Source organism: Paractinoplanes ovalisporus (assembly GCF_016834655.1).
Lineage (GTDB): Bacteria > Actinomycetota > Actinomycetes > Mycobacteriales > Micromonosporaceae > Actinoplanes > Actinoplanes ovalisporus.
In genome coordinates, this window is sequence record NZ_JAENHP010000016.1 from 134,092 (window position 1) to 156,484 (window position 22,393).

Below are 22,393 nucleotides of genomic sequence, written 5' to 3' on the forward strand. Positions count from 1 at the left end.
CAGTGACGGACCGCTCCTACGGTTCTGCCCGAGGAGGCGAACCATGGAACGTCGCGACACTTACTCGACCGTGATGCCACCTGCATGGTGGACGGACCCGGAGCTGCAGGATCTCGCGGACGGTTTACGGTCGGCGCTGCGAGACGAGTACGCCGACGCCGACGACCAGGAGATGAGAACCGCCGTCACCTCGATGATGGACTCCCTCAGCCCGGCCGAGGCGTTCAACTTCGGATCGGTACTGGGCCAGCTCTCCAAGGGCGCCGGTCAGGTGCTGAACGACCCCACGTTCAAAGCAGTCGCCGGGACCGCTCTGCCCGCGGCCGGCAAACTGGTCGGTGGCCTCTACGGCGGTCCTGTCGGCAGCGCGCTCGGCGGCCGGCTGGGTGGTCTCGCGGCGGGAGCCCTGACCGGCGGTGGCCCCCGGCCACCGGTCGCCGCGCCCGCGGTTGCGCCGTCCTCCCCCCGGACTGCCGCGGTAGCCGCCGGGTCGGACGCGGCCAAGCAGGCCCTGATCCTCAGCAAGCAGCAGGATGTGATGCGGAGCCTGCTCGCCACCGCACTGGGCCAGCTCGGCCAGACAGCGGTCAGCGGCATTCCGAACGCCAAGCTCCTGAGCGAGATGAGCCGCCTGTTCGGCGAGGCCGCAGCGGATGCCGATGCGCTGATGTATTTCGAGCATGACGCGGATTCGGCCGAGGCCGCCGGGTACGGCGCACCTGCCGCGACGCTCTACGGCGACCTGATCGGGGCCGACGATCTGGAGCTCGCCGAGGCCGCCGAGTGGCAAGAGGCGTATTGATGAACGCAACCGAGCTCGATGACGTGCAGGCGCTTCTCGACCGGGTACGGCCCGATCCCACCGGTTTCGCTCAGCGGCTGCTGGTGCAGGTGATGGCCCGCTTCGGCGACGTGCCGGAACCGGACCCGGCCATCTTCTTCACCGAGAACGACGAACCGGACGACCGCGTCGCCGGACCGACCATCACCGTACCGGTCGAGCCGACGCCCTACCCCGACCCCGAGGTCGAGGTCGAGGTCGACACCAACATGTTGCTCGCCGCCGCACTCGGAGCCTGTCGGTGCTGGGGTCTGCAGCCCGGCTGCGCGGTCTGCGCCGGGCACGGCTGCACCGGCTGGGTGCGGCCCGACCGCGAGTTGTTCGACGAGTTGATCCAACCGGCCGTGGCGCGTATGCACGACCGCCCGAGCGAGAAGGAAGAGGACCGATGAGCGAGGCGACTTACGACAGCCTCGAGGCCGAGGCCTATGAGGGCGAGGCTTACGAAGGCGAAGCTTTCGAGGGCGAAGCCTACGAGGGCGAGGGTGAGGCGTACGAGGCGTACGAAGAGGCCTCCCGATCGCGGGCCGATCGCGAACGTCAGCGCCGCATCATGGTGGCACGTCAGCGTCAGCTGAGGCAGCGCCGGGGACCGGTGGTCCGGCCCGTGCCGCGCCCGCGCCGGACATCAGCCGGAGCTCCGGCACCACGCCCGGCGCCGGCCACGTTGAACGCGGTTCGCGCCGTGGACCTGGACGCCAAGGTGGCTCAGGACTCCCTGCAGCGCCAGCTGCAGCAGGCCAACCAGCGGGCCAGCCGGTCGATGTACTCGGCGTTGGCCACCGGCGCTGTCGGCCAGGCCCTCGACACCTATCAGGACAACCTCAAGGACCACCCGTTCGTGCGGGCGGCCATCCGTTGGGCGCCGCTTGCCGTTCTGCCTCCGGACAAGAGCCGCAAAGGTATCGAGGCGGTGGCCCTGCACCCGGCGTTCATCAGCGGTGCCCTGATCGGTGGCATCTTCCTGATCGGCAAGCTCACCAACCCGGACAAGACCGTCCGTTCGATCGAGCTGACCGTGCCCACCCTGCTCGACGTCGATGAGAAGGGCACACTGCTGGCCAAAGCCCTGGACCGCGACGGCCGGACGCTCACCGACGTGACGATTGCCTGGAAGTCCTCGAATCCTTCGATCCTCGCCTTCGACGGCGATACCGCGTCGTTCACGGCTCTGGCCGCCGGCCTGGTCACGGTGACGGCAAGCAGTGGCGACGTGCAGGAGAGCGCATCGATCCGAGTGGAGTCCGCTGCCGCGATCCGGTCGATCGCCGTTTTCGCGCCAACCGCGCTGACCGTCGGCGACGGTGGCACCGTGGTGGCCACTGCGGCCGATCGCGACGGCCGTCTGGTGCCCGGCGTGAACGTCAGCTGGAGTTCGTCGGACAACAAGATCGTCACGGTGACCCCGAACGGCACGTTGCAGGCGGTCGGCCGCGGAGTCGCGGTGGTGAGCGCGGTTGCGGCCGGTGTGCAGGGAAGCGTCGCGATCAGGGTGGCGCCCGCCACCACCCAGACGCCGAACGGCCCGGGCGAACAGCCGTCCGCGTCGTCCGAACCGTACTCCCCGCCGTCGGCACCCACCCTGACGGCTACGGCAACCGGCGAACAGAACGACAGCTGAGTCGGTGCGCGGTGGATCCGGCGCTCTGGGAGGAGCTGCGGGCCGGCGACGACCGGATGATCGAGGCGATCATCCGGCTCGTCCGGCCCGGGATGGACGTGCCCGGCGTACGGATCGTGTCCCGGTTCGGAACTATCGCTACTTGCCGGATTCCTGCGGCCGATGTGATCACTGTGCGGGCGCGGCCCGAAGTGCTCAGCCTCAAGGCCGCGCGGGGCGTGAGCCCCGGCTGGCGAGAAACCGACGAACCGCCGGCTGAGCCCCGGCGACTTCCCGGCGACGAGCGGCGTGGACCGTCGCTCGCGCCGACAGGGGCCGGCGTGGTGGTGGCCGCGGTCGACTTCGGGCTCGACTTCGACTGCGCGGCTTTCCGGACCGCAAGCGGCGACACCCGGCTGCTGTCGTTCTGGGACCAACGCGACCAGGCCTCCGGCGGTCCGGTCTCATCGTACGGCTATGGGGTCGAACACGATCGCGAGGCGATCGACAGTGCGTTGCATGACCCCGATCCGTACAAGGCTCTCGGCTATCACCCGGCCGTCGCTGACCCGCGCGGCCGAGGGGCACACGGGACCCGAGTGCTGGACATAGCGGCCGGTAACGGCCGGGCCGGTGGGCCGGCGGGCTTGGCCTCGGAGGCTGATCTGGTTTTCGTGCATCTCGCCGACCGGCGCACCGGTGGGGTGGGCAGCTTCGGCGACTCGGTGCGGCTGCTGGAAGCAGTCGATTTCGCGACCCGCACGGCCGGCGCGAAACCCTGTGTGGTGAACATCAGCGCCGGGCGCATCTGCGGGCCCAAGGACGGAACCACGCTGGTGGAGCAGGCGTTCGACCAGCTGCTCGGCGCCCGCCAGGGGACCTTCGTGGTGGACAGCGGCGGCAACTACTACCGATGGCGGGCCCACTCGTGCGGAGTCCTGCGACAGGGCGAGCGGAGGACACTCACGTTCGTGGTGGATCCGACCGACGTGACGCCCACCGAGCTGGAGATCTGGTACGACGGCCGGGACGAGTTCGCGGTTCGGATCGACCCGCCCGGTCACATCACGGCCCGGGCGGTGCGGCTCGGTGAGCAGGCCGAGCTGCTGGCCGACGGGCAGATGGCCGGACGGCTCTACCACCGCGCGTGCGACAGCAACAACGGCGACCATCACATCGAGGCCTATCTCAGCACACCAGGCCAAGCCGGCGAATGGACCGTCACCCTGGAGGGCCGCCGCGTCACCCACGGGCGGTTCCACGCTTTCATCGAACGCGACGACTCCTGCCCCAGCTGCCAGGCCCGGTTCAGCGCACGGGACGCACGCCGGCGCACTACGCTCGGCTCGATCGCCACCAGCCACTTACCCCTGGTGGTCGGCGCCTACGACGGTTTCCGGCCTGGTCGGCCCCCGGCCGGTTTCACCAGCGCGGGGCCGTGCCGGGACGGTCGTAGCAAGCCGGATCTGGTCGGCCCGGGCGTGGGCGTGCTGGCGGCCCGGTCGGCGCCGGCCGGAGCCACCGGCAGCACGGGCCTTCTGGTGCGGGGGAACGGGACCAGCTTCGCCGCGCCGCACGTGGCCGGCGCGGTGGCGCTCTGCTACCAGCTCGGCGGTGCCCGCCTCACCGCCGACGACATCCGCGCCCTGGTTCTAGGGAGCTGCGATCCGCCGCCGACAGCCGACCGCGGGCGACGGCTCGGGCGGGGCTACCTCAACGTCGACGCCTTGATCGCGGACACCGTCCGTTTCGTGACGGCACCTCGGACCTCCGAGGAAGAGCCGCCTGCCACGCCACGCCATCGGGACGTCGTGGTGATGATTCGCGAGATCGGCAAACCCGGGGACGTAGCCGACCACTGGCGTGCTCAGGCCCGCCCGGACTGGGCACATCCGTTGTCCGCCCTCGAGCGCGGCTACGTCGAGGCGTTCACGGACCTACGGACACCAGCCTCCCTGCGCATGCGGGGGCCGGTCGACCCCGCACGCCTGACCGCCGACGAGCGCGGCGAAGCCAACCGCTGGTTCGGTGGCGACGCCCAGCGCTATGCCGCTTACGAGACTCGCCGCCGCATCGTCGCCAACTACGTCTTTGCCCATCCGGCCACCATTCAGCTCGAACTCGGCCTCTACCGGCTGGTCCGCGACGTCGATCCGATGCACTTTGCGTTCGAACGGGGCTGGCAACTCGGGCGCGGGCGGGAGATGTTCACCGCCGACGACGTGTCCGAACTTGGTGCCGCCGGTGAGTTTCTCCTCGCGCTGACCGTCGTCTGGGGTTTGGGGCGTGTGCTGTCGGCCGTGCGGCCACCGGCCGGATCCAGCCGGTCGGCCGGGGCTCTCACCGACCCGGTCTGGGACCTGCCGCCGGAGGGCGGCGTCCGGATCAACGGGCGCTGGTATACCGAGCACGCCCTGGAACGCATGGCCCCGGATACACCGCCGGTCCGGGCCCGGCTACGCACCCGGGTCGGTCAACGATTGCTGCGGCTGGGCATCGGACCCGGCCATCCTGCCTACGACCGAGTGCTCTCCCGGGCCCTCGCCGGCCTCGATCCCCGGGGTGTACCGCCCTCCGTGGTCGAGGCCGAGATCGCCCGGGCCGGAAGCACCAATGTCCGGGTTGTCACCGCCGACCGGGGCCGCGTGGTGGTCACGGTCATCCGCCGGTAACGCCGAAAGGGAGTTCCGCCATGGAAGCCGAGGATGCCGTCGTCCTGCTCGCAGCCGCGCCCGCCACCGCCTACCGGGAGTACCTCTACCGGCCTGGTGGCCGACTGGCCCGTTGGATCGACGACCGGTTCGAGGTGCTGGCCAGGCCTGGCCTTCCGGTCCGGCGGCCGCCGCGGGCCGGAGACGTGTTGCTCGAAGTGCGCCTCGGCGCCGGCAGTGGCCGGTGCCGGACACTCGGCCCCGGCGAGGCCGGGCCAGGCCGGTCCAACGACGGGCTGCCGCCCGGCCAACTGCTCCTCCGGCCGCGGCGACCCACCACGGTCACCGAGCCGCAGGCCGTGGAGCCCGCCACGGTGCTGGAACATGCCTTCGGAGATGACGAGGCCGGCCCGCCCGCCCCGGCACCGGTGGACACGGCTGCGGCCGTGCCCCCGTTCGCCGCGGCCGAACGCTCGGCCCTCGCCCGCCCACTGCTCTCCGCGCGGCAATCGGCTGAGGCGGTGGCGTGGACGCGCCGCATGCACCCGGCCGTCTCGGGTGTCGGCCCCGACGACCTGAGGGCCCGCCTGCGCGAATACGTGGATGAGGCGGTCGTAGCGGCTGCCGTACGCGGCGACGCCGACGCTGTGCTGGTCGAGAGCGTGCACCAGTTCCAGATCAAGTGCTACCGCGATCCCCGTGAGCACGACGGCCGCGCGGGCGAGTCGACCCTGGACAGCCTCGGCCTGGTCATCCGGGCCGGCACCGGCTTCCGCGGTGCCGACCGGGGCAACGCCCGGGCGCTGCAGCGCCTCCGGAACCTCAAAGCGGGGGCCTTCACCGACGGTCTCACCGCGGCGAGCTGGTTCGACGCGATGGCCGACCCGTCGGTGTTCGGCCGGCGCACCGTGGGCGGCGCCGGCCTGCACCTGCTGCTGGTCCGGCGTCTGCGGGAGGCCGAGCGGTATCTGCTGTCTCTCCCGGCTTATCAGGGCAAGACCCCAGCCGCGCTCGGCGCCGCCCTCGGGATCACCGAGCCGCACGGGGGCGCTCGTCCGGGTCAGGCCACCAGCGGCAGCGTACATACGTTCGGGCTGGCCATCGATATCGGCTATCTTGCCAATCCCTGGATCAACCACGATACCTCCTGGACAGCCCTGAAGAACGCGGCGAACCTGGTCTCCGGCACCCGGCTGACCGCGCGGACCGTGACCGCCTACTTTGCCGCGCTCGGCGAGTCCGGCCGGCCTACCGGCGACATCTGGGACGAGTTGCACCGGCTCAGCGCGGAGCTGGTCACCTATCTTCGGCTGGCCGACGATCCAGCGGCATTGCGCGCGGCGCTCAGGCCGGGACTGACCCAACCGGGAGAGACCCCGGACGCAGCCGTCGAGCGGTGGCGCTCGCAGATCCGCCGGGATCGCGAGCGTCTCGTCGCCAACGACTTCAGCCATGGGCGGCGTCCCGAGAACGGCTTCCTCAAGCTTCCCCGCGACCTCGTCGTCGCCCTGCGCGACCGGGCGTGCCTGGCCTGGGGCGCGGTCGACTTCGGGCCGAGCGCCGACGGCAGCGGCGACATGATGCACTTCGACGCGCGGATCGGCGGGGTGGGTGAGGCGCTGGCCCGCGGTGTCAATTACGTGCCGCCCCGCGGCCACCCGTGCCTGACGGCCCGGCCCGCAACGCCCGTCGGCACCGTTGCCCCGACCGAGAAGACGGCCGAACACGCCGGTGGGCGGCTCTGGACCTTCGTGCCCGACGGGTACGGGCTGCCGGTGGCGGTCTACTGCCCGCCGGCCGCTCTCACGGCACCGGACGTCGAGATACTGCTGTTCGCCCATGGTCTGCTGGACGGCTGCCCACGACCCAGAAACGTGCCGGCCGGGTTCGTCACCGACCAGCCGTTCGCGCTCGGGCCGATCGTCGCGGCGTCCGGCCGGCCGATGGTCCTGGTGGTGCCGCTGCTCGACTGGCGTCGGCCCGGCGGTGAGGACGTCTTCGGACGCGGGCACGAGCTGTGGCACGCCTTGGCCGCCCCCGCCCGCTTCGATGCGCTGATCGGCGAGGTCATGGCCCAGGTCGGCCGGGTGCGCGGCTCGGCCGCGCCCGGCGCGGCATCCCTGGTGGTAGCGGGGCACTCCCGGGCGTACGACTTTCTCGATCCGCTGGCGGCCGACCACCGCCGGCACAATGGCGCTCTGCTGAAGCTGACCGAGGTGTGGGCCTTCGACACGACCTACGGCAAGCGGGTGGAACCGTGGGTGGAATGGCTGACGGCGAACCCGTCGCTGCGCGTGCGGGTCTTCTATCGCCCAGGCTCTCCCCACCGCTCCTCGCGGACCGCGGCCGGCGGCGAGGCGTTCGCCCGCCACGCCGGGCCCAGGCTGACGGTGACCCCGGTGACGGAGGAACACTGCGACATCCCGGCCGCACGGTTACGGGAGCTCCTGCCGGCGACGCACGCTGAGCAGACCTCTGAGACGTGGGAGGCCGAGGACGCGCCCCCGTCGGCCCAGGAGCTGACCACCCGCATCGTCCGGTCCATCGGCGTCTGGGAGACCAACCGAGGCGGCCGCCAACCGATGCCCCGGGAATCTGAGCTGGACACGGTTGCCGCAGTGCCGGCCAGCATGGCCACCGTCGAGCAGGCCACGATACCGTATGCGATCACCGTCCTCCGCCGGCACAAGGCGCTCAGGGACCAGGCACAACCGCCACTGACGCTCAAGGAGCTCAACGCCGCGGACGCCCGGGTGACTGCAGTCAAGGAACTGCTCGACGCGGTCGCCGTCGCATCGTCCGACGGCGTCACCCCGGACGCCTTCATAGCTGCTCACGGACCGGCCGTGAACGCAACCGGCCTCAGCCACGACGACGTGCGTACGATGTTCCGGGCGGAGATTCTCCGGGAGACCCTGAGCGTCGCTCGCGCCGAGAGGAACGCGGCCGGGCGGGCGGCCCGGGCCGGCGCCGTCGCGGAGAAGAAGCCGGCCCGGGAGCAGAAGGCAGCGGCTGACGCGGCCCGGCAGCGATCGGTGGTGGCCTCGGTGGCCGGCATTCCCGAGTACGACCGTCTGGGACTGGGCTCGGGGAGCCTCACGTCCTATGTCAACAGCCCGTCCAAGTGGGGTGAGAACGCGGCCGGCTGGGCACGCCGCGCGGTGCGGGCCATGCCGGGCGATGTCGCGGCCCGGATCGAGGCGGTCGCCACGTCGGATCATGGACAGGCTCTGGCCGTCCCCACCGTCCACAACCGGGTCGCCGACGAACTGGCCAAGACCCCGCAGCCCACCACGGAGCAGGTTGTCCGGGCGGTCGCCCGTCGCAACAATCCGAACGAGGCCGGATACGAGCTGAATGTCTGGAAGACCTACCAGCGTCTCTATCCCTGAGACGCGCGGTCGCGCCCGTCCGAGCATCGGGCGGGCGCGGCCGTCGTCACCCCACCGCCGTCGGGACCAGGCCGACCAGCACGGCCAGGTCCTTGCTCGGCGTAACACCCAGCTCGCGGCGCACGAGCCGCCGGTACGCCTCCAGACACCGACGTGCCTCGGCCAGATTGCCTCCGGCGACGTGGGCTTCGAGCAGCACCCGCTGAGTACTCTCCCGCAGCGGATCCGCGGCAAGCGCGACCATGACGGCATCGACCGCGTCGGCGCAGCGGCCGGACCGTACGAGAACGCGTCCCAGCACCTCGACCGCATGCAGCATCCGCTGTCGCAGCCGCTCGCGTTCCAGCAGTGCCCAGTCGTCGTACCAGCCCGGCAGAAGATCGAAGGCTTCGGCCATCGCCGGCCGGACAGTCAGGTCGGCCGGCGACGGACATCCGGTTATCAGCCGCGTCGCCCAGTCATCGAGCAGGTGCACGTCGACCGATACCCGCTCGTCGATGGCGATCGACGTTCTCCCGACGCGCAGCAGCGGAAGCCCGGTCGCCCGCAGCCGCCACAAGGCCGACCGCAGGCTGGCCGCGGCGCGGCTCTCCGGACTCCCCGGCCAGAGCGCACCCGCCGCGGATCTTCGCTCGACCGGGCCGTGATGGAGCGTCACAAACGTCAGAACCCGCTTGCTGACCTCGGGGATCTCGATGAGGCGGGAGCCGGCGGCGACGACCGGCCCGCCGAGCATCCGCAGAACAATCCGTTCGCTGCCGGCCTGGGCCGGGCTCAGCGCTTCCATCCAGTTCGCGGCCATGGCACCCCCCTGCGCAAACAACGACGCCGACTATAGGTGCGGTCCGTCACCACCGCGTCACTTGCGCTGCTGATCCGTCACCTCGTACCTCGCACCTCGCACAGAAATCTCAGCACCTCGTCCACGACGTCGGTGACATCGACAGTCCGCCGGACCCAGTCGTCCCCCGACCGGTCGCTGATGTCGGCGTTGGTGCTGACGGTGATCAGCAACTGGCCGGGCCGGGTCTCGGTACGGATCACGCAAATCCCGGTTCGGGGAATCTCGGCCACGACATCGATCCTCGCCCTCGCCCGTCACCCGGCCATCACTCGCCCAGCCGGAGCCTCCGGATGACGGCGGCCACCTCCTCCGGACGGAGGTGTTCCGGGCCGCCCGGCACGGTCTGGTGACACTGACCCCGGGGCGGCCGTCTGTCCGCCGGGGGCCACGAGGAGCGGCTGGCCCTGCTGATCGGGCGCTTCACCGGTTGACGCCCTGGATTCGAACAACGGTGGATGATCGGATGAATGCCCTCACCATTCACCGACCGTTCGGTGGATTACATTCCGGCTCGGAATTGACGCCGTAATACCGGCCCCGAAGAACGGGCAATACGGGCTTCTGGTGATCATGTCAAGGCGTGCGGTAAGGTCCGGTTGGCCGCTTCGGAAGATCGAATTCCGGCTCCTTTCCGCGCAATTCCGGGCGGCCGCCGGCGCGTAATCTTGAAGGCGATCGTGGGGTGACGATTTGCTGACCCGCATCGGGGCGTCCGGGTCGATCGGGGGCGCCCCGCCGGCGGATCGGCAGCGCGTCGACGAGGCCATCCCGCGCGACCTGGGCATCCACAACGCGATCACGGCTCCCGACGCGGCCGACGACCTGCCGACGTACGTGGAACGCGATTTTGACTTCAAACTCCGCGTCGCGCTCACCCCTAATGCCGATCGCGGGCCATTCGTGGTCATGCTCGGTTCCTCCTCGACCGGCAAGACGCGATCGCTGTACGAAGCGGTGCGCACGATGTATCCGGACTGGTGGCTGATCCAGCCGCCGCACGCCGAATACCTGCTCGACCTCAAGAACGATCCGCCCGGCCGCACCGTCTTCTGGCTGGACGAACTGCAGCAATACCTCGGCGGCCGCGCGCCGCTGACCGCCGAATGTGTGCACACCCTGGTGCGGCACGGCAACGTCGTGGTCGGCACGGTGTGGCCCAACCAGCTCGGGACCCTGACGTCGGCGTCGGAGGACATCCGGCGGCTGATGAAACGGGCGGTCCAGATCAGCGTCCCCGACGTGCTGACACCGGCCGAGCTGAACCAGGCGCGGGGTGTTGCCGAGAGCGACAGCCGGATCCGGCAGGCCCTGGACACCCGCGATGCCGGGCTGACACAGGCCCTCGCCGGGGGCCCGGCTCTGATCATGGCTTGGGAGCAACCGGCCAACCCGTACGCGAAAGCGATCATCACCGCCGCCGCCGACAGCCACCGCCTCGGGGTGCACGCGCCGCTGGGCGAGGAGCTGCTGGCGCGCGCGATGTTCGGCTATCTGCGGCCGGCCCAACGGGTGCTCCCGGCCCCGATGTGGATCGAGGAGGCGAAGCCGCACGCCACCCGGCCCCTGCACGGCGACGTCTCGGCGCTGTCCCCGGTCGACGACGGGAAACCCGGCAGCCTGGCCGGATACGTCGTCGCCGACTACCTCGCCCAGCACCTGCGGCAGATCCGGCGCACGGCACCGGTGCCGGACGAGACCTGGCGGGCCTTCGTGGAGGGGGTGGACCGCCCGTCCGACCTGCGCCGCCTCGCCGACGCCGCGACGGCCCGGATGCGCTACTGCTATGCCCTGCCCGCGCTGCGCCGCCTGGCCACCGAACACGACGACCCGCGGGCCGCGACCGAACTGGCCGACCTGCTGATCCGGCAGGGCCGGTTCGAACCGGCCCTCGAGGCGCTGCGCCACCGGCTCGACGCCGACCCCCGTGACCGTGAGACCGGCCGCCGGCTCTTCCACATCCAGGAGCTGTGGGACCGGGTCGAGCAGCTGCGTCCGGCGGCCGACGCCGGCGACCGGGCCGCCCGCGACCGCATCGCCGAGATTTTGGTCGACGGCGGCCGCAGCGACGACCTCCGGCGCCGCGAGGAACAGGGCGACGTGATCGCGACCGAGCGCCTCGTGGAACGCCTCGTCGAGCGCGGCTGCGTGGCCGAGGTCCGCGAACGAGCCGATCAGGGACAGGTCGTGGCGGCCGAGGCCCTGGCCGACCTCTATGTCGCGTGGGGCGAGGTCGATCTGCTGCGCGAACGGGCCGGCAAGGGTGATCGCACGGCTTCGCGGCGTCTGTCGCGGGTGCGCTCGGCGGGGGCCCGGGCGGCGGCGGCCGAGGTGGAACGCCGCGAGTTGAGCGCCGCCGTGGACGAGGGCAAACCCGAGGCCGCGCTGCAGCTGTCGGCTCTGCTGTTCGAGCTGCGCGACATGAACGGCCTCGCCGCCGAACTGGACGCCGGCACCGAGGGCGCGGCCGACCGTTTTCTGGCGCTGCACACCGCGATGAACACGCCGCCCGAATGGACGGCGCGCCTGCGGGCCTTCGGCCTGAACGCTGACGGGTCGGAGTTGCTCGGCCCCGATTCCTTCCCGTTATGACTCCGCTGTGAAAGGACCTTTGATGTCGGGCGACCTGACCCCCTCGGAATACGCGATCCTGCTGTTGCTCCGCGACGAGGACCGGGAGATCTCCAACACCGAACTCGACCACCGGTACGGGTTCCGGCTGACGGGGGCGCTGTACGCGAGGCTCAACGGCACCGGTTACGTCATCACGAACACTCAGCAGCGCCCCTATCGGCACCGGCTCTCGGCGGCGGGCACCAAGGTGCTGCGGGAGCCGCTGGTGACCGACGAGGAAGGCGACATCACCGAGAAGCGCACCTTCCGCGAGAAGGTGCTGTGGGCGGCGCTGTTGAGTCTGCACGCGAAGAGCAGCGTGCCGGCGCCGGACAATCGGAGCCTGGACGAGCGGGTGCGGGCCGCCTATGCCGAGGTGGCCGGTGGCGAGGGTGACTGGGTGAGCCTCACCGTCATCCGGCCGTTGCTGGCGGACGTCGCCAAGGCCGAGCTCGACCGGGCGCTGGAGAAGATGCTCGACGCGCCCGACGTGCGGCTGGACACCGAGGCGAACCGGCACCGCGTCGGCGACGAGGAGAAGGCGGCGGCCGTCCGCATCGGCGGCGAGGACAGGCACAAATTGGCGATCGGACTGCGATGACCGACGAGGAACGTGCCGCGCTGGCCGCGCTGCGGTTCAGCTGGGCCCAGGTGCCCGACGACGTATGGCGCAGCTCGCCGTTCCATGTCGACGGACTGCATGCGACCGTCGTCCAGGATGTGCTGGAGGGCATCGCCGAGGCGGAGGCCAGTGCCGACGCCAGCCCGATCGGCCTGGTCCTCCAGGGTCCGGCCGGGTCCGGCAAGACCCACCTGCTCGGCTGGGTCCGGGAGCAGGTCCAGCGGCGCGGTGGCTACTTCTTCCTGATCGGTGTGCTCGACGGCCGCAAGTTCTGGGACGCGGTGCTCCTCTTCCTGATCGACGGGCTGGCGCGACCGGCCTTCGACGGGGAAACCCAGCTGAGCCTTCTGCTGCGACGGTTGTCGGCCCGAGTCGGCGCGCCCCGCAACGCGCGGCGCGCCGCGATGGGCCAGACGGGACTGACGCGCCCGGCCCTGGACGCCTTCATCGACGGACTGCGGGACTACGCACCACACCTCGCCCTGCAATGCCGGGACACCGCGCGGGCCCTGACCCTGCTGGCGTCCGGCGACGAGGAGCACCAGGACATCGCCGACACCTACCTCGCATGCGAACCGGAGGCCGTCCCGGGCGAACGCCGGGCCTGGGGCATCCGCTCGAAGTCGCGGACGCAACAGGAGATCGTCCGGGACATCTCCTGGTTGCTGGCGTTGACCGGTCCCACCGTCTTCGCCCTGGACCAGCTCGACACTCTGGTCGCGCAGGCCGCCGTGCAGGACGACCTCGCCAAGGTGTCGGGCGAACTGGTCGTCCTGCAGCAGACCGCCGCGCTGACGGGCCTCGCCGGAGGCCTCATGGAACTGCGCGAGTCGACCCGGCGCACACTCACTCTCGCCGCTACCCTCTCGACCACCTGGGATCTGATCGAGAGCCGGGCCATCAGTTCGTTCCCCGACCGGTTCCGGCGCAACCTGGCCCTCGGCGGCATCCGGAGCCCGGAGCTGGCCCGCCAGATCATCGAGAAACGGTTCGCCGCACGCTATACGTCGGTGGGCTTCACACCGCCCTACCCGACCTGGCCGATCCAGCCTCGGGTCTTCGCCGAGGCCGTCAACTACACGCCGCGCCGCCTGCTCGTCGACATCAACCGCCACATCCGCGCCTGCCTGCTCGACAACGAGGTGCGGGAACTCGGGAGCCTGGCCGAGCTGTCCCCCGAGGACTGGACGGTCCAACCGGCCGAGAAGATGGCGCCGGCCGCGTCCGACGAGGCGCTGCTGCGGGTGGAGGACCGCTTCCAGGAGCTGAAGCGGGAGGCGGACGTGACCTCACCGTTGGAGCATGACACCGAGGACAAGACCGTTCCCGCTCTGCTCTCGGCCGGCCTGCACGCCTGGATCGTCGAGCGCGGCGACGCGGGCCGGATGTTCAGCGTCGATCCCCCGCCGAGCGCCAAAGCCGACCTGCATGCCCGCCTCCGTCGTGGTTTCGCCGACGGCAGCGAGGAGGACCCCCGCTCGGAGGACCAGGTGCACTGGTGTTTCCGGGCCATCAGCGACACCCACCACGGCACGGCCGCACTCCACCGGATCCGCCGCGCCCGGACGGCGGCCGGCCTGAGCGCCGACGTCGCCAAGCGGAAGCTCTTCCTCATTCGGAACGGCCCGTGGTCCCAGTCGGCCAAGACCCAGGAGGAGACCGCCCAGTTGAGGGAGGACGGCGGCGTCACGCTGGGCATCGACGAGGCCGATCTGCGAGTGCTCGACGCCCTGCACCGGCTGCGCATGGAGAACCCGGCCGAACTGCACGCCTGGCTGATCCGGTACCGCCCGACCGAGCAGATCACGCTGTTCAAGGAGGCCCTGGCCGACGTCGATTCGTGGACCGTGCCGGCTTCGCCCCCGGCGGAGGCGCGGCCGCCAGTTGTGCCCGAGGCTGTGGCGGGGTTCCCGATCGGCCGGACCCACGGCGACGACCACGTGCCGGTGACCATCGACCTGGAGGCGCTGCGCAAGCACGCGGCGATCTTCGCGGCCTCGGGCTCCGGGAAGACGGTGCTGATCCGGCACCTGGTGGAGGAATGCGCGCTGCTCGGCGTCTCGGCCATCGTGCTCGACCCGAACAACGATCTGGCGCGGCTCGGCGACCCCTGGCCGGAACCACCGGACCGCTGGCGCGCGGGTGACGACTCCCGGGCGGTGGAATATCTGGCCGCGACCGAGGTCGTGGTGTGGACGCCGCGCCGGGAGACCGGCCGCCCACTGAGTTTCCAGCCGTTGCCCGACTTCGCGAGCGTGCGCGACGACCCCGACGAGTTCGCCGCCGCGGTCGAGGCAGCCGCCTCCGCGCTGGCCCCGCGCGCCAACGTGCTGGCCCGAACGAAGAAGGCCCACCTCGGGCTGGCCGTGCTGCGCAAGGCGATCGAACACTACGGCCGGCAGGGCGGAAGCAGCCTGCGCGGGCTGATCGAGCTGCTGGCCGACCTGCCCGAGGGGGTCAGCGAGCTCGCCGACGCCACCCGGATCGGGGCCGATCTCGGGCAGACGCTCACTGCTTCGATGGACAACGACCCGATGTTCGGCGGCGGCGGGACACCGGCCGATCCGGGGATCCTGCTCACCCCGTCGGCCGGCAAACGGGCCCGGATCTCGGTGATCAGCATGATCGGGCTGAACGACGAGGCGCGGCAGAGCTTCGTCAACCAGCTGCAGATGAGCCTGTTCGCGTGGATCAAGAAGCATCCCGCCACCGATCGGCCGTTGCTGGGGCTGCTGGTCATGGACGAGGCGCAGAACTTCGCGCCGTCCGGGGCGATGACCGCCTGCACCCAGAGCACGCTGGCGTTGGCGGCACAGGCCCGCAAGTACGGTCTCGGGCTGCTCTTCGCGACCCAGGCGCCCAAGAGCCTGCACAACCGGGTCTCCGGCAACGCCGCGACCCACCTGTTCGGCCGGCTGACCGTGCCGGCGCAGATCGCCGCGGCCCAGGAGATGGCCCGCGTGAAGGGCGGCGAGGTGCCGGACATCGGCAGCCTCACCTTCGGCGAGTTCTACGCGGCGCTGGAGGGCGAGGCGCCCCAGAAAATCGATACCCCGCTCTGCCTCAGCCACCACCCGAGCAGCCCGCTCACCGACGAGGAGGTCATGGAGCGGGCCCGCCGGCCCCTCCCCGTCAGCGGCTGACCCGGAGGAACGCCCGGATCGCGGCAGCGACCTCCTCGGGGTGGTGGTCGAGCATGGTGAAGTGGTCGCCGGGCACCTCGACGCGCTCGTGCGGGGCCGAGCGGGTTGCCCGCCACTCCCCCGCCGGCATGGTGTCCCGTGGGGACGCGGCGGCGACCAGCAGGCTCGGGGTGGTGAGGGGGCCGGGGCGCCAGCCGTGCATCAGGCGCAGGTAGGCGCCGGCCGCCAGCAGCGTGGTCTGTTCGGCGGCCGGGTCGAGGTGGGCCCGCAGCCGGCCCAGGCCCTCGGTGACCAGGGCGGCGATCCACTCGGTGGCGTCGTAACCCAGGTCGACCTCGTACGTGTCCAGCAGCATCAGCCCGGCGGCCGGAGTGCCGGTCTCGGCCAGGCGGGCGGCCACTCCGTGGGCCAGCAGGCCGCCGCTGGAACGGCCGATCAGCACCAGCGGGCGGTCGCCGGCGGCCGAGCGGGACGCGGCCGCCAGGAGGTCGAACAGGTCGTCGCGGGTCCCGGGCAGGTGGGCGCGGGACTGGAAGCCGGGCAGGGCCAGCACCGACGCGCCGCCCAGGGCTCGCGCGAGGCCCTGGAACTCGGCGGCTCCGGCCGGGCCGAACGACGGGACGCCGACGAACGCGGGCCGGCTCCGGCCGTCGTCGCGCACGGCCAGCAGCGACGGCGCCGGGGTTCGGGGGCCGATCGGCAGGGCGGAGGCGCTGATCAGCAGGTTGACGGCGAGCCGGGCGTCGGTGGCGGCGATCGCGTGGAACATCTCGGTCAGCGACCGTGGAGGCTCCGCCGGGGGCGGAACGGCGGTGGCGGGACGGCCGATCTCGGCGGCGATCCAGGTGGCCAGGGCGGCCGGAGTCGGGTGGTCGAAGACCACGGTGGCGGGCATCGTCACCCCGGTCGCGGCGACCAGGCGGGTCCGCAGCTGGATCGAGCTCACCGAGTCCAGGCCCTGGTCGGTGAACGCGCCCCGCACGTCGACGGTCGCGGCGTCGGTGTGGCCGAGCTCGGCCGCCACCTCGTCGCGGACCAGGGTCTCCAAGGCCGTCTGCAACTCGTCGCCGGTGAGGGCGCCCAGGTCGGGGCGCGGTGCGGAGGAGCGCGGCGAAGAGGCCGGCGCCGGCGTACGGGAGGCCAGGTGGATGGGGGCGAGCACCGGCTCGTCCGAGCGCAGCGCGGCGTCGAAGGCGGCGGTCACCTCGGACGGTGTCATGGGCCGGATCCGCGTACGGCCGATGGGCATGCCCCCGTCGAGGGCGAGCGGGCCCCAGGCCAGGGCCAGAGCCGGTTTCCCGGCGGCGTGGCGACGGCGGGCGAGGTCGTCGAGGAAGGCGTTGCCGGCGGCGTACGCGGCCTGGCCGGGGTTGCCGAGCAGGCCGGAGGCGGACGAGCAGAGCACGAACGCGGCCAGATCGCCGGTCAGCTCGTCCAGGTGCCAGGCCGCGTCGACCTTGGGCCGCAGCACGGCGTCGGCGCGTTCGCGGGTGAGGGTGGCCAGGGGTCCGTCGTCGATGACGCCGGCGGTGTGCACGACCGCGGTGACCGGCGGGTCGGCCTCGGTCAGAACGCGGGCCAGCGCGTCCCGGTCGGCCACGTCGGCGGCCCGTACGGTGACGGTCGCGCCCGCCACCTCGAACGGCGACCCGCTGCGGCTGACCATGAGCAGGTGCCGTACGCCGTGGGCCGCGACCAGGTGTCGGGCCAGCAACCCGGCCAGCGCACCGGATCCGCCGGTGACGAGAACCGTCCCGTCTCCGAAACCGGTGGCGGGGCCGTCGGGGGTGACCCGCACCAGCCGCGGCGGGACAAGGTCGATCTGGCCCGGATACTCGGCGGCGGCGACCCGGGCCAGCCCCGCCATGACCGGCGAGGTCGGCTCGACCACGATCGGCCCGGCGCCGTCCAGTTCCGTCCGCAGACGGGTGGCGGCCGCCCAGAACTGCTCGTGCACCTCGGCCGGGCTCCCCGGAGGTTCGAACTCCTGGGTCCACACCGGACGGTACAGCGGGGCGGGCAGCGACCTCAGGGTCAGGCGCTCCACGTCCAGCAGCGGCCGCCCGGCCGGTTCGGCGAGCTGGACGCTGAGCGTGTCCGGCCCGGTTACGGTCAGCCGGACCCTCGCCGCGGGCGTCCCGGCGCCGTAACGCCTGACACCGGACCAGACGAACGGCACCCGGGGCGTCGAGTCACGCCCGGCGGCCAGGCGAGCGGGGTGCAGGGCGGCGTCCATCAGCGCCGGGTGCAGCCCGGATCGGCCGCCGGCCGCGGAGGGCAGGCGGACATCGGCGTAGACGGTGTCGCCGTCACGCCAAGCCGCAGTCACGCCCTGGAAGGCGGGCCCGTAGTCGCCGTCGTCGTAGAGCCCGGTGAGGTCCAAAGGCTGCGCGCTCGGGGGCCAAGCGGTGGCCCAGGACCAGGACGGGGACGACTCTGTGCGCGGGGAGCAGTGGCCCGAGGCGTGCTGCTCGTCACCCGCGTAGATCTCGAGCGCGCCGTCGCCGCGCAGCACCAGCCGCAGCTCGATCTCGGTGTCACCCACCGGCAGCGGGCGGGTGATGGTCAGGTCGTCGAGCACGGGTGCGCCCGCCCGTTCGCCGAACGCCGTGGCCAGCTCGACGAAGAAGGTGCCGGGCACGATCGCCTCGCCGCCGACCCGGTGGTCGTGCAGCCACGGCTGTGTCACGGGTGACATGCGGGCGGTGGCCACGCGATCGCCGCTGCCGGGCACCTCGACCACGGTGTCCAGGCCGCTGGTCACACGGCGGGCAGTCGAGGACAGCCAGAACCGCTTGCGGTTGAACGGATACGTGGGCAGGGTCGCGGCCACGCGGGCATCCGCGACGCCGAGCAGAGCCGCCCGGTCGACGTCGACGCCGTGAGCCCACAGCGCGGCCGCGGCGGACTCGGACGCGACCAGCACGCCCTGCGGGATGAGCGGGGCCAGGGATGCGGCCGGGCTCATCTCGACGACCAGACCGGGCAGGGCGGTCACCGCGTCGCCGAAGCGCACGGGTTGCCGGATCTGGCGCACCCAGTAGGCGGCCGAGCGCATGTCACCGGTGTCGGCCGGGCGTCCGGTCACGGTCGAGATGATTCCCACGGCCGGTTCCCCGTACGAGATTCCGGCCGCGACCCGCTCGAACTCGGCGAGCATGGGCTCCATGCGTACGGAATGGAAAGCGTGACTGACCCGCAGCGCCGTGGTCCGGCGGCCGTCCTGCCGCAGGGAGGCGGCCAGCGCCTCGACCGCCGCGATGTCACCGGAGAGCACGACCGACCGGGGACCGTTGACCGCGGCCACGTCCACGCCCGGCGCGAGCAGCGGAAGAATCTCCTCCTCGGTGGCGTCGACGGCCACCATGGCCCCGCCCGAAGGCAGCGCGCCCATCAACCGCGCGCGGGCCGACACGAGGGCGGCCGCGTCTTCCAGGGTGAGGATGCCGGCCACGTGCGCCGCCGCGAACTCGCCCACCGAGTGTCCGATCAGGACATCGGGCCGGACGCCCCAGGAAGCCATCTGCCGATACGCGGCCACGCCGTACGCGAACAGGAAGGGCTGGGCATACTCCGTACGGGAGAAGTCCGGAACCGGATTCCCCAGCGCCGCCATGGCCTCGGCGAACGCCGCTCGGAAAACATCGAAGGGCAACAGGCCGGGCCGTTGCGCGCCCTGCCCGGGGAAGGCGAACGCGACCCGGCCCGCCGGCCGCCCGTCACCGGTGACAAGACCCGGATGCGCGCGCCCGGCCGCCAGGGCGGCCAACGCGTCCCGATCGCCGGCCGGCATGACCGCCCGGAATCGTTGCGCCGGCTTGGTTCCGAGCGCCGCCGGCGAAACCTCGCCACGCTCCAGCAGAAGCTCGGCCTGGCTTTGCAGGGCGGTCTCGTCGGCCGCGGACAACAGCAGCGGGCCGGCGCCGGACACGGATGACACCGGTGACTGAGCCGGCGCCTCCTCGAGGATCACGTGCGCGTTCGTGCCGGAGATGCCGAACGCCGACACCCCGGCCCGCCGCGGCTGCGCGGAGGCGGGCCAGGGACGGGATTCGGTCAGCAGCGCCGCGTCGCCCGCGGTCCAGTCGACGTGCGTGCTGGGCCGGTCGACGTGCAGGGTGCGGGGCAACCGCTCGTGCCGCATCGCCTCGACCATCTTGATGACACCGGCGACACCGGCCGCGGCCTGGGCGTGGCCGATGTTCGACTTCACCGTGCCCAGCCACAGCGGGCGGCCCGTGGGACGGTCCCGCCCGTAGGTGGCCAGCAGCGCCTGCGCCTCGATCGGGTCACCGAGCAGCGTCCCGGTGCCGTGCGCCTCGACGGCGTCCACATCGGACGAACGCAGGCCCGCGTCGGCCAGGGCGGCCCGGATCACGCGTTGCTGGGCCGGGCCGTGCGGGGCGGCGAGGCCGTTGGAAGCGCCGTCCGAGCCGACCGCGGAGCCCCGCAGCACCGCGAGCACGGGATGGCCGTGCCGCTGCGCGTCGGAAAGCCTTTCCAGCAGCAGCAATCCGGCGCCCTCGGACCAGACCGTGCCGTCCGCATCGGCCGAGAACGCCTTGACCCGGCCGTCGGGAGCGAGCCCGCGCAGCCGGCTGAACGCGACGAACGGACCCGGCGTGGACATCACCGTCACCCCGCCCGCCACGGCGAGGGAAATGTCACCGGCACGCAGGGCGCGGGCCGCCTGGTGCAGCGCGACCAGCGAGGACGAGCAGGCGGTGTCGATGGTGACGGCCGGGCCGGTGAGCCCGAACGTGTAGGCGATCCGGCCCGAGGCCACGCTGCCGGCCGAGCCCAGCCCGAGGTGCCCCTCCAGCTCGGCGGTCGGTTCCTCGGCTCGTCCGGCGTAGTCGCGGTACATCAGGCCGACGTACGTGCCGGTGTCGCTGCCCCGCACGGTGGCCGGGTCGATCCCGGCCCGTTCCCACAGCTCCCAGGCGGTCTCCAGCAACAGCCGCTGCTGCGGGTCCATGGCCAGCGCCTCGACCGGCCCGATGCCGAACGGCGCCGGGTCGAACCCGGTGACGTCGTCGAGGAATCCGCCCGCCTTCGCGTACGTGTGACCGGCCGCGTCCGGGTCGGGGTCGTAGAGGCCGGGATCCCAGCCGCGGTCGCGCGGGAACGGGGCGATGGCGTCGATTTCCTTGTCCACCAGCGACCACAGGTCTTCCGGTGACACGACACCGCCCGGGTAGCGGCAGGACATCGCCACGATCGCGATCGGGTCGTCCTGCTCCTGGGCGGAGCCGAGCTCGTGCCGGATCACCTTTCCCGACGCCGTACGGGGAATCGCGTCGATGAGGCGGATCTCGTCGGGCGCCTTGGCCGCGGACATTTTCTGGCGTACGGCCTGAAGCAGAGCCGCCGTGTCGAGGTGCGGCCCGGCGGGTACTACGTAGGCGACCGCCACCTGTCCGAGCCGGTGGTGCGGCCGCCCGGCCACGGCGACGTCGGCCACCTCGGGCCGGTCGCGCAGCACGTTCTCGATCTCGGCCGGGTGCACGTTGGCCCCGCCACGGATGATGAGGTCACCGGCCCGCCCGGTCAGCACGAGCTGGTCGCCGACGAGCCGCCCGAGGTCCCCGGTGCGATACCAGCCGTCCAGGTCGGGCTGCCCGCGGTAGCCGCGCATGACCGCGCCACCCACCAGCACCTCACCCTCGGCGCTGATGCGCACCTGGGCCAGCGGGCGGCCCACCGAGCCGTCGGCGACGATCTCCTGCCCCGGCTTCTCCATGGCGATCGCGCCGCAGGTCTCGGTGCTGCCGTAGCTGTTCACCAGCGGCGCCCCCAGGGCCCGCCGGACCGCGACCCGCATCGACGGCGGGCAGGGCGCGCCACCGGTGACACACATCTTGAGCGACGGCATCTCGACCGTGCGCTCACCGAGGGCGGAGAGCAGGCCGTGGTACGTCGTGGGGACGCCGGTCAGCACGGTCGGGCGCACCCGCTCCAGCGCCGCGACCAGCTCGCCGTCGGTCGGGTGGTCGAGGATCGTGGCCCGGGCCCCGAGCACCACGACACCGATGACACAGCGCGCGTGCCCGAGCGCGTGGAACATGGGCAGCGGCCAGAGCAGGTGGTCCTCGGCGGTCAGCCCGAGGTGGTCGACGAACATCCGGCGGGTGTTGGCCAGCCACACGCCCTGGCTCGACACGACGCCCTTGGGCCGCCCGGTGCTGCCCGACGTGTAGTGGATCCAGGCGTCCTCGTCCGGGCCGAGGTCGTCACGGGCCTGGCCGCCGCGCCCGGCCGCGACCAGCTCGTCGACCGTGACACCGGTGGCACCCACGACAACCGCCGGACGGCAGTCCTCGGCGAAGGCGGTCAGCTCGGCCGTCGAGGCTCGCGGGTTGACCGGCACCCCGACGCCGGCCGCGCGGACGGTCCCGAGCATGGCCACGGCCATGTCGGCGCCGGCCGGCAGGCTGATCAGGACGGGTTCGCCACGCCGGTGGCCGCGGGCCGCCAGCCCGGCCGCGAACCACCGGGTCCGTTCCTCCAGCCGGCCGAACGTCAGCTCGTCGTACGCTGTGTGGTCCGGTCGCTCGGATGCGTGACGCTGCAACAGTTCCGGGATCGTCTCGAGCACCCGGCAACCATGCCTGATCTTGCCCCGACCGTCGAATCTGGACCACGACAACCGTGGATGGGTCTTGATACCTTCGAGCGGCCATCTGTTTC

Annotated in this window: 10 protein-coding genes and 1 pseudogene; 8 read left to right on the top strand and 3 right to left on the bottom strand. The window is 72.0% G+C overall.

All coding sequences use genetic code 11. The features are described from left to right. Positions 1-43 precede the first annotated feature (43 nt). Genes JIG36_RS35460 through JIG36_RS35480 form a run of 5 tightly spaced genes read left to right on the top strand, consistent with a single transcriptional unit; the run spans position 44 to position 8,484 of the window. A complete protein-coding gene (locus JIG36_RS35460) occupies positions 44-802 on the top strand; it encodes a hypothetical protein (RefSeq protein WP_203380791.1) in 759 nt (252 codons plus the stop codon). Then, the gene (locus tag JIG36_RS35465; RefSeq protein WP_203380792.1) at positions 802-1,233 is read left to right on the top strand and encodes a hypothetical protein; all 432 of its coding nucleotides are present in this window, start codon (positions 802-804) and stop codon (positions 1,231-1,233) included. Before JIG36_RS35460 ends, JIG36_RS35465 begins: the two co-directional genes overlap by 1 nt. Continuing rightward, complete coding sequence (locus JIG36_RS35470) at positions 1,230-2,462, top strand: hypothetical protein (RefSeq protein ID WP_203380793.1); 1,233 nt, start codon at positions 1,230-1,232, stop codon at positions 2,460-2,462. Before JIG36_RS35465 ends, JIG36_RS35470 begins: the two co-directional genes overlap by 4 nt. An 11-nt stretch (positions 2,463-2,473) precedes the next feature. Beyond that, complete coding sequence (locus JIG36_RS35475; RefSeq protein ID WP_203380794.1) at positions 2,474-5,113, top strand: S8 family serine peptidase; 2,640 nt, start codon at positions 2,474-2,476, stop codon at positions 5,111-5,113. 20 nt (positions 5,114-5,133) lie between these two features. Continuing rightward, entirely contained in the window at positions 5,134-8,484 is a 3,351-nt protein-coding gene (locus JIG36_RS35480) for a hypothetical protein (RefSeq protein WP_203380795.1), read from the top strand. A gap of 46 nt (positions 8,485-8,530) precedes the next feature. Here the strand turns inward: JIG36_RS35480 and JIG36_RS35485 are convergent, their stop codons facing one another. Together JIG36_RS35485 and JIG36_RS35490 are read right to left on the bottom strand one after the other, a co-directional pair. Continuing rightward, a complete protein-coding gene (locus JIG36_RS35485; RefSeq protein ID WP_203380796.1) occupies positions 8,531-9,286 on the bottom strand; it encodes an AfsR/SARP family transcriptional regulator in 756 nt (251 codons plus the stop codon). Between the two features lie 77 nt (positions 9,287-9,363). Next, positions 9,364-9,528 carry a hypothetical protein gene (locus JIG36_RS35490; protein ID WP_236048834.1) on the bottom strand — a complete coding sequence of 55 codons (165 nt, stop codon included), beginning with the start codon at positions 9,526-9,528 and terminating at the stop codon, positions 9,364-9,366. A gap of 490 nt (positions 9,529-10,018) precedes the next feature. Here JIG36_RS35490 and JIG36_RS35495 point away from each other — a divergent pair, with 490 nt between their 5' ends. From JIG36_RS35495 to JIG36_RS35505, 3 genes are read left to right on the top strand one after another with little or no spacing between them, the layout of a single operon-like run. Continuing rightward, entirely contained in the window at positions 10,019-11,917 is a 1,899-nt protein-coding gene (locus tag JIG36_RS35495; RefSeq protein WP_203380798.1) for a hypothetical protein, read from the top strand. Positions 11,918-11,939: 22 nt separating this feature from the next. After that, positions 11,940-12,539, top strand: a complete 600-nt coding sequence (locus JIG36_RS35500) for a hypothetical protein (protein ID WP_203380799.1) — start codon at positions 11,940-11,942, stop codon at positions 12,537-12,539. Beyond that, on the top strand, positions 12,536-15,703 hold the full coding sequence (locus JIG36_RS35505; protein ID WP_203380800.1) for an ATP-binding protein: 3,168 nt from the start codon (positions 12,536-12,538) through the stop codon (positions 15,701-15,703). Before JIG36_RS35500 ends, JIG36_RS35505 begins: the two co-directional genes overlap by 4 nt. Here JIG36_RS35505 and JIG36_RS35510 read toward each other — a convergent pair. Beyond that, positions 15,693-22,265, bottom strand: a pseudogene (locus tag JIG36_RS35510) (beta-ketoacyl synthase N-terminal-like domain-containing protein); the annotation flags it as partial. The gene JIG36_RS35505 and the pseudogene JIG36_RS35510 overlap by 11 nt on opposite strands. Between the last annotated feature and the right edge of the window lie 128 nt (positions 22,266-22,393).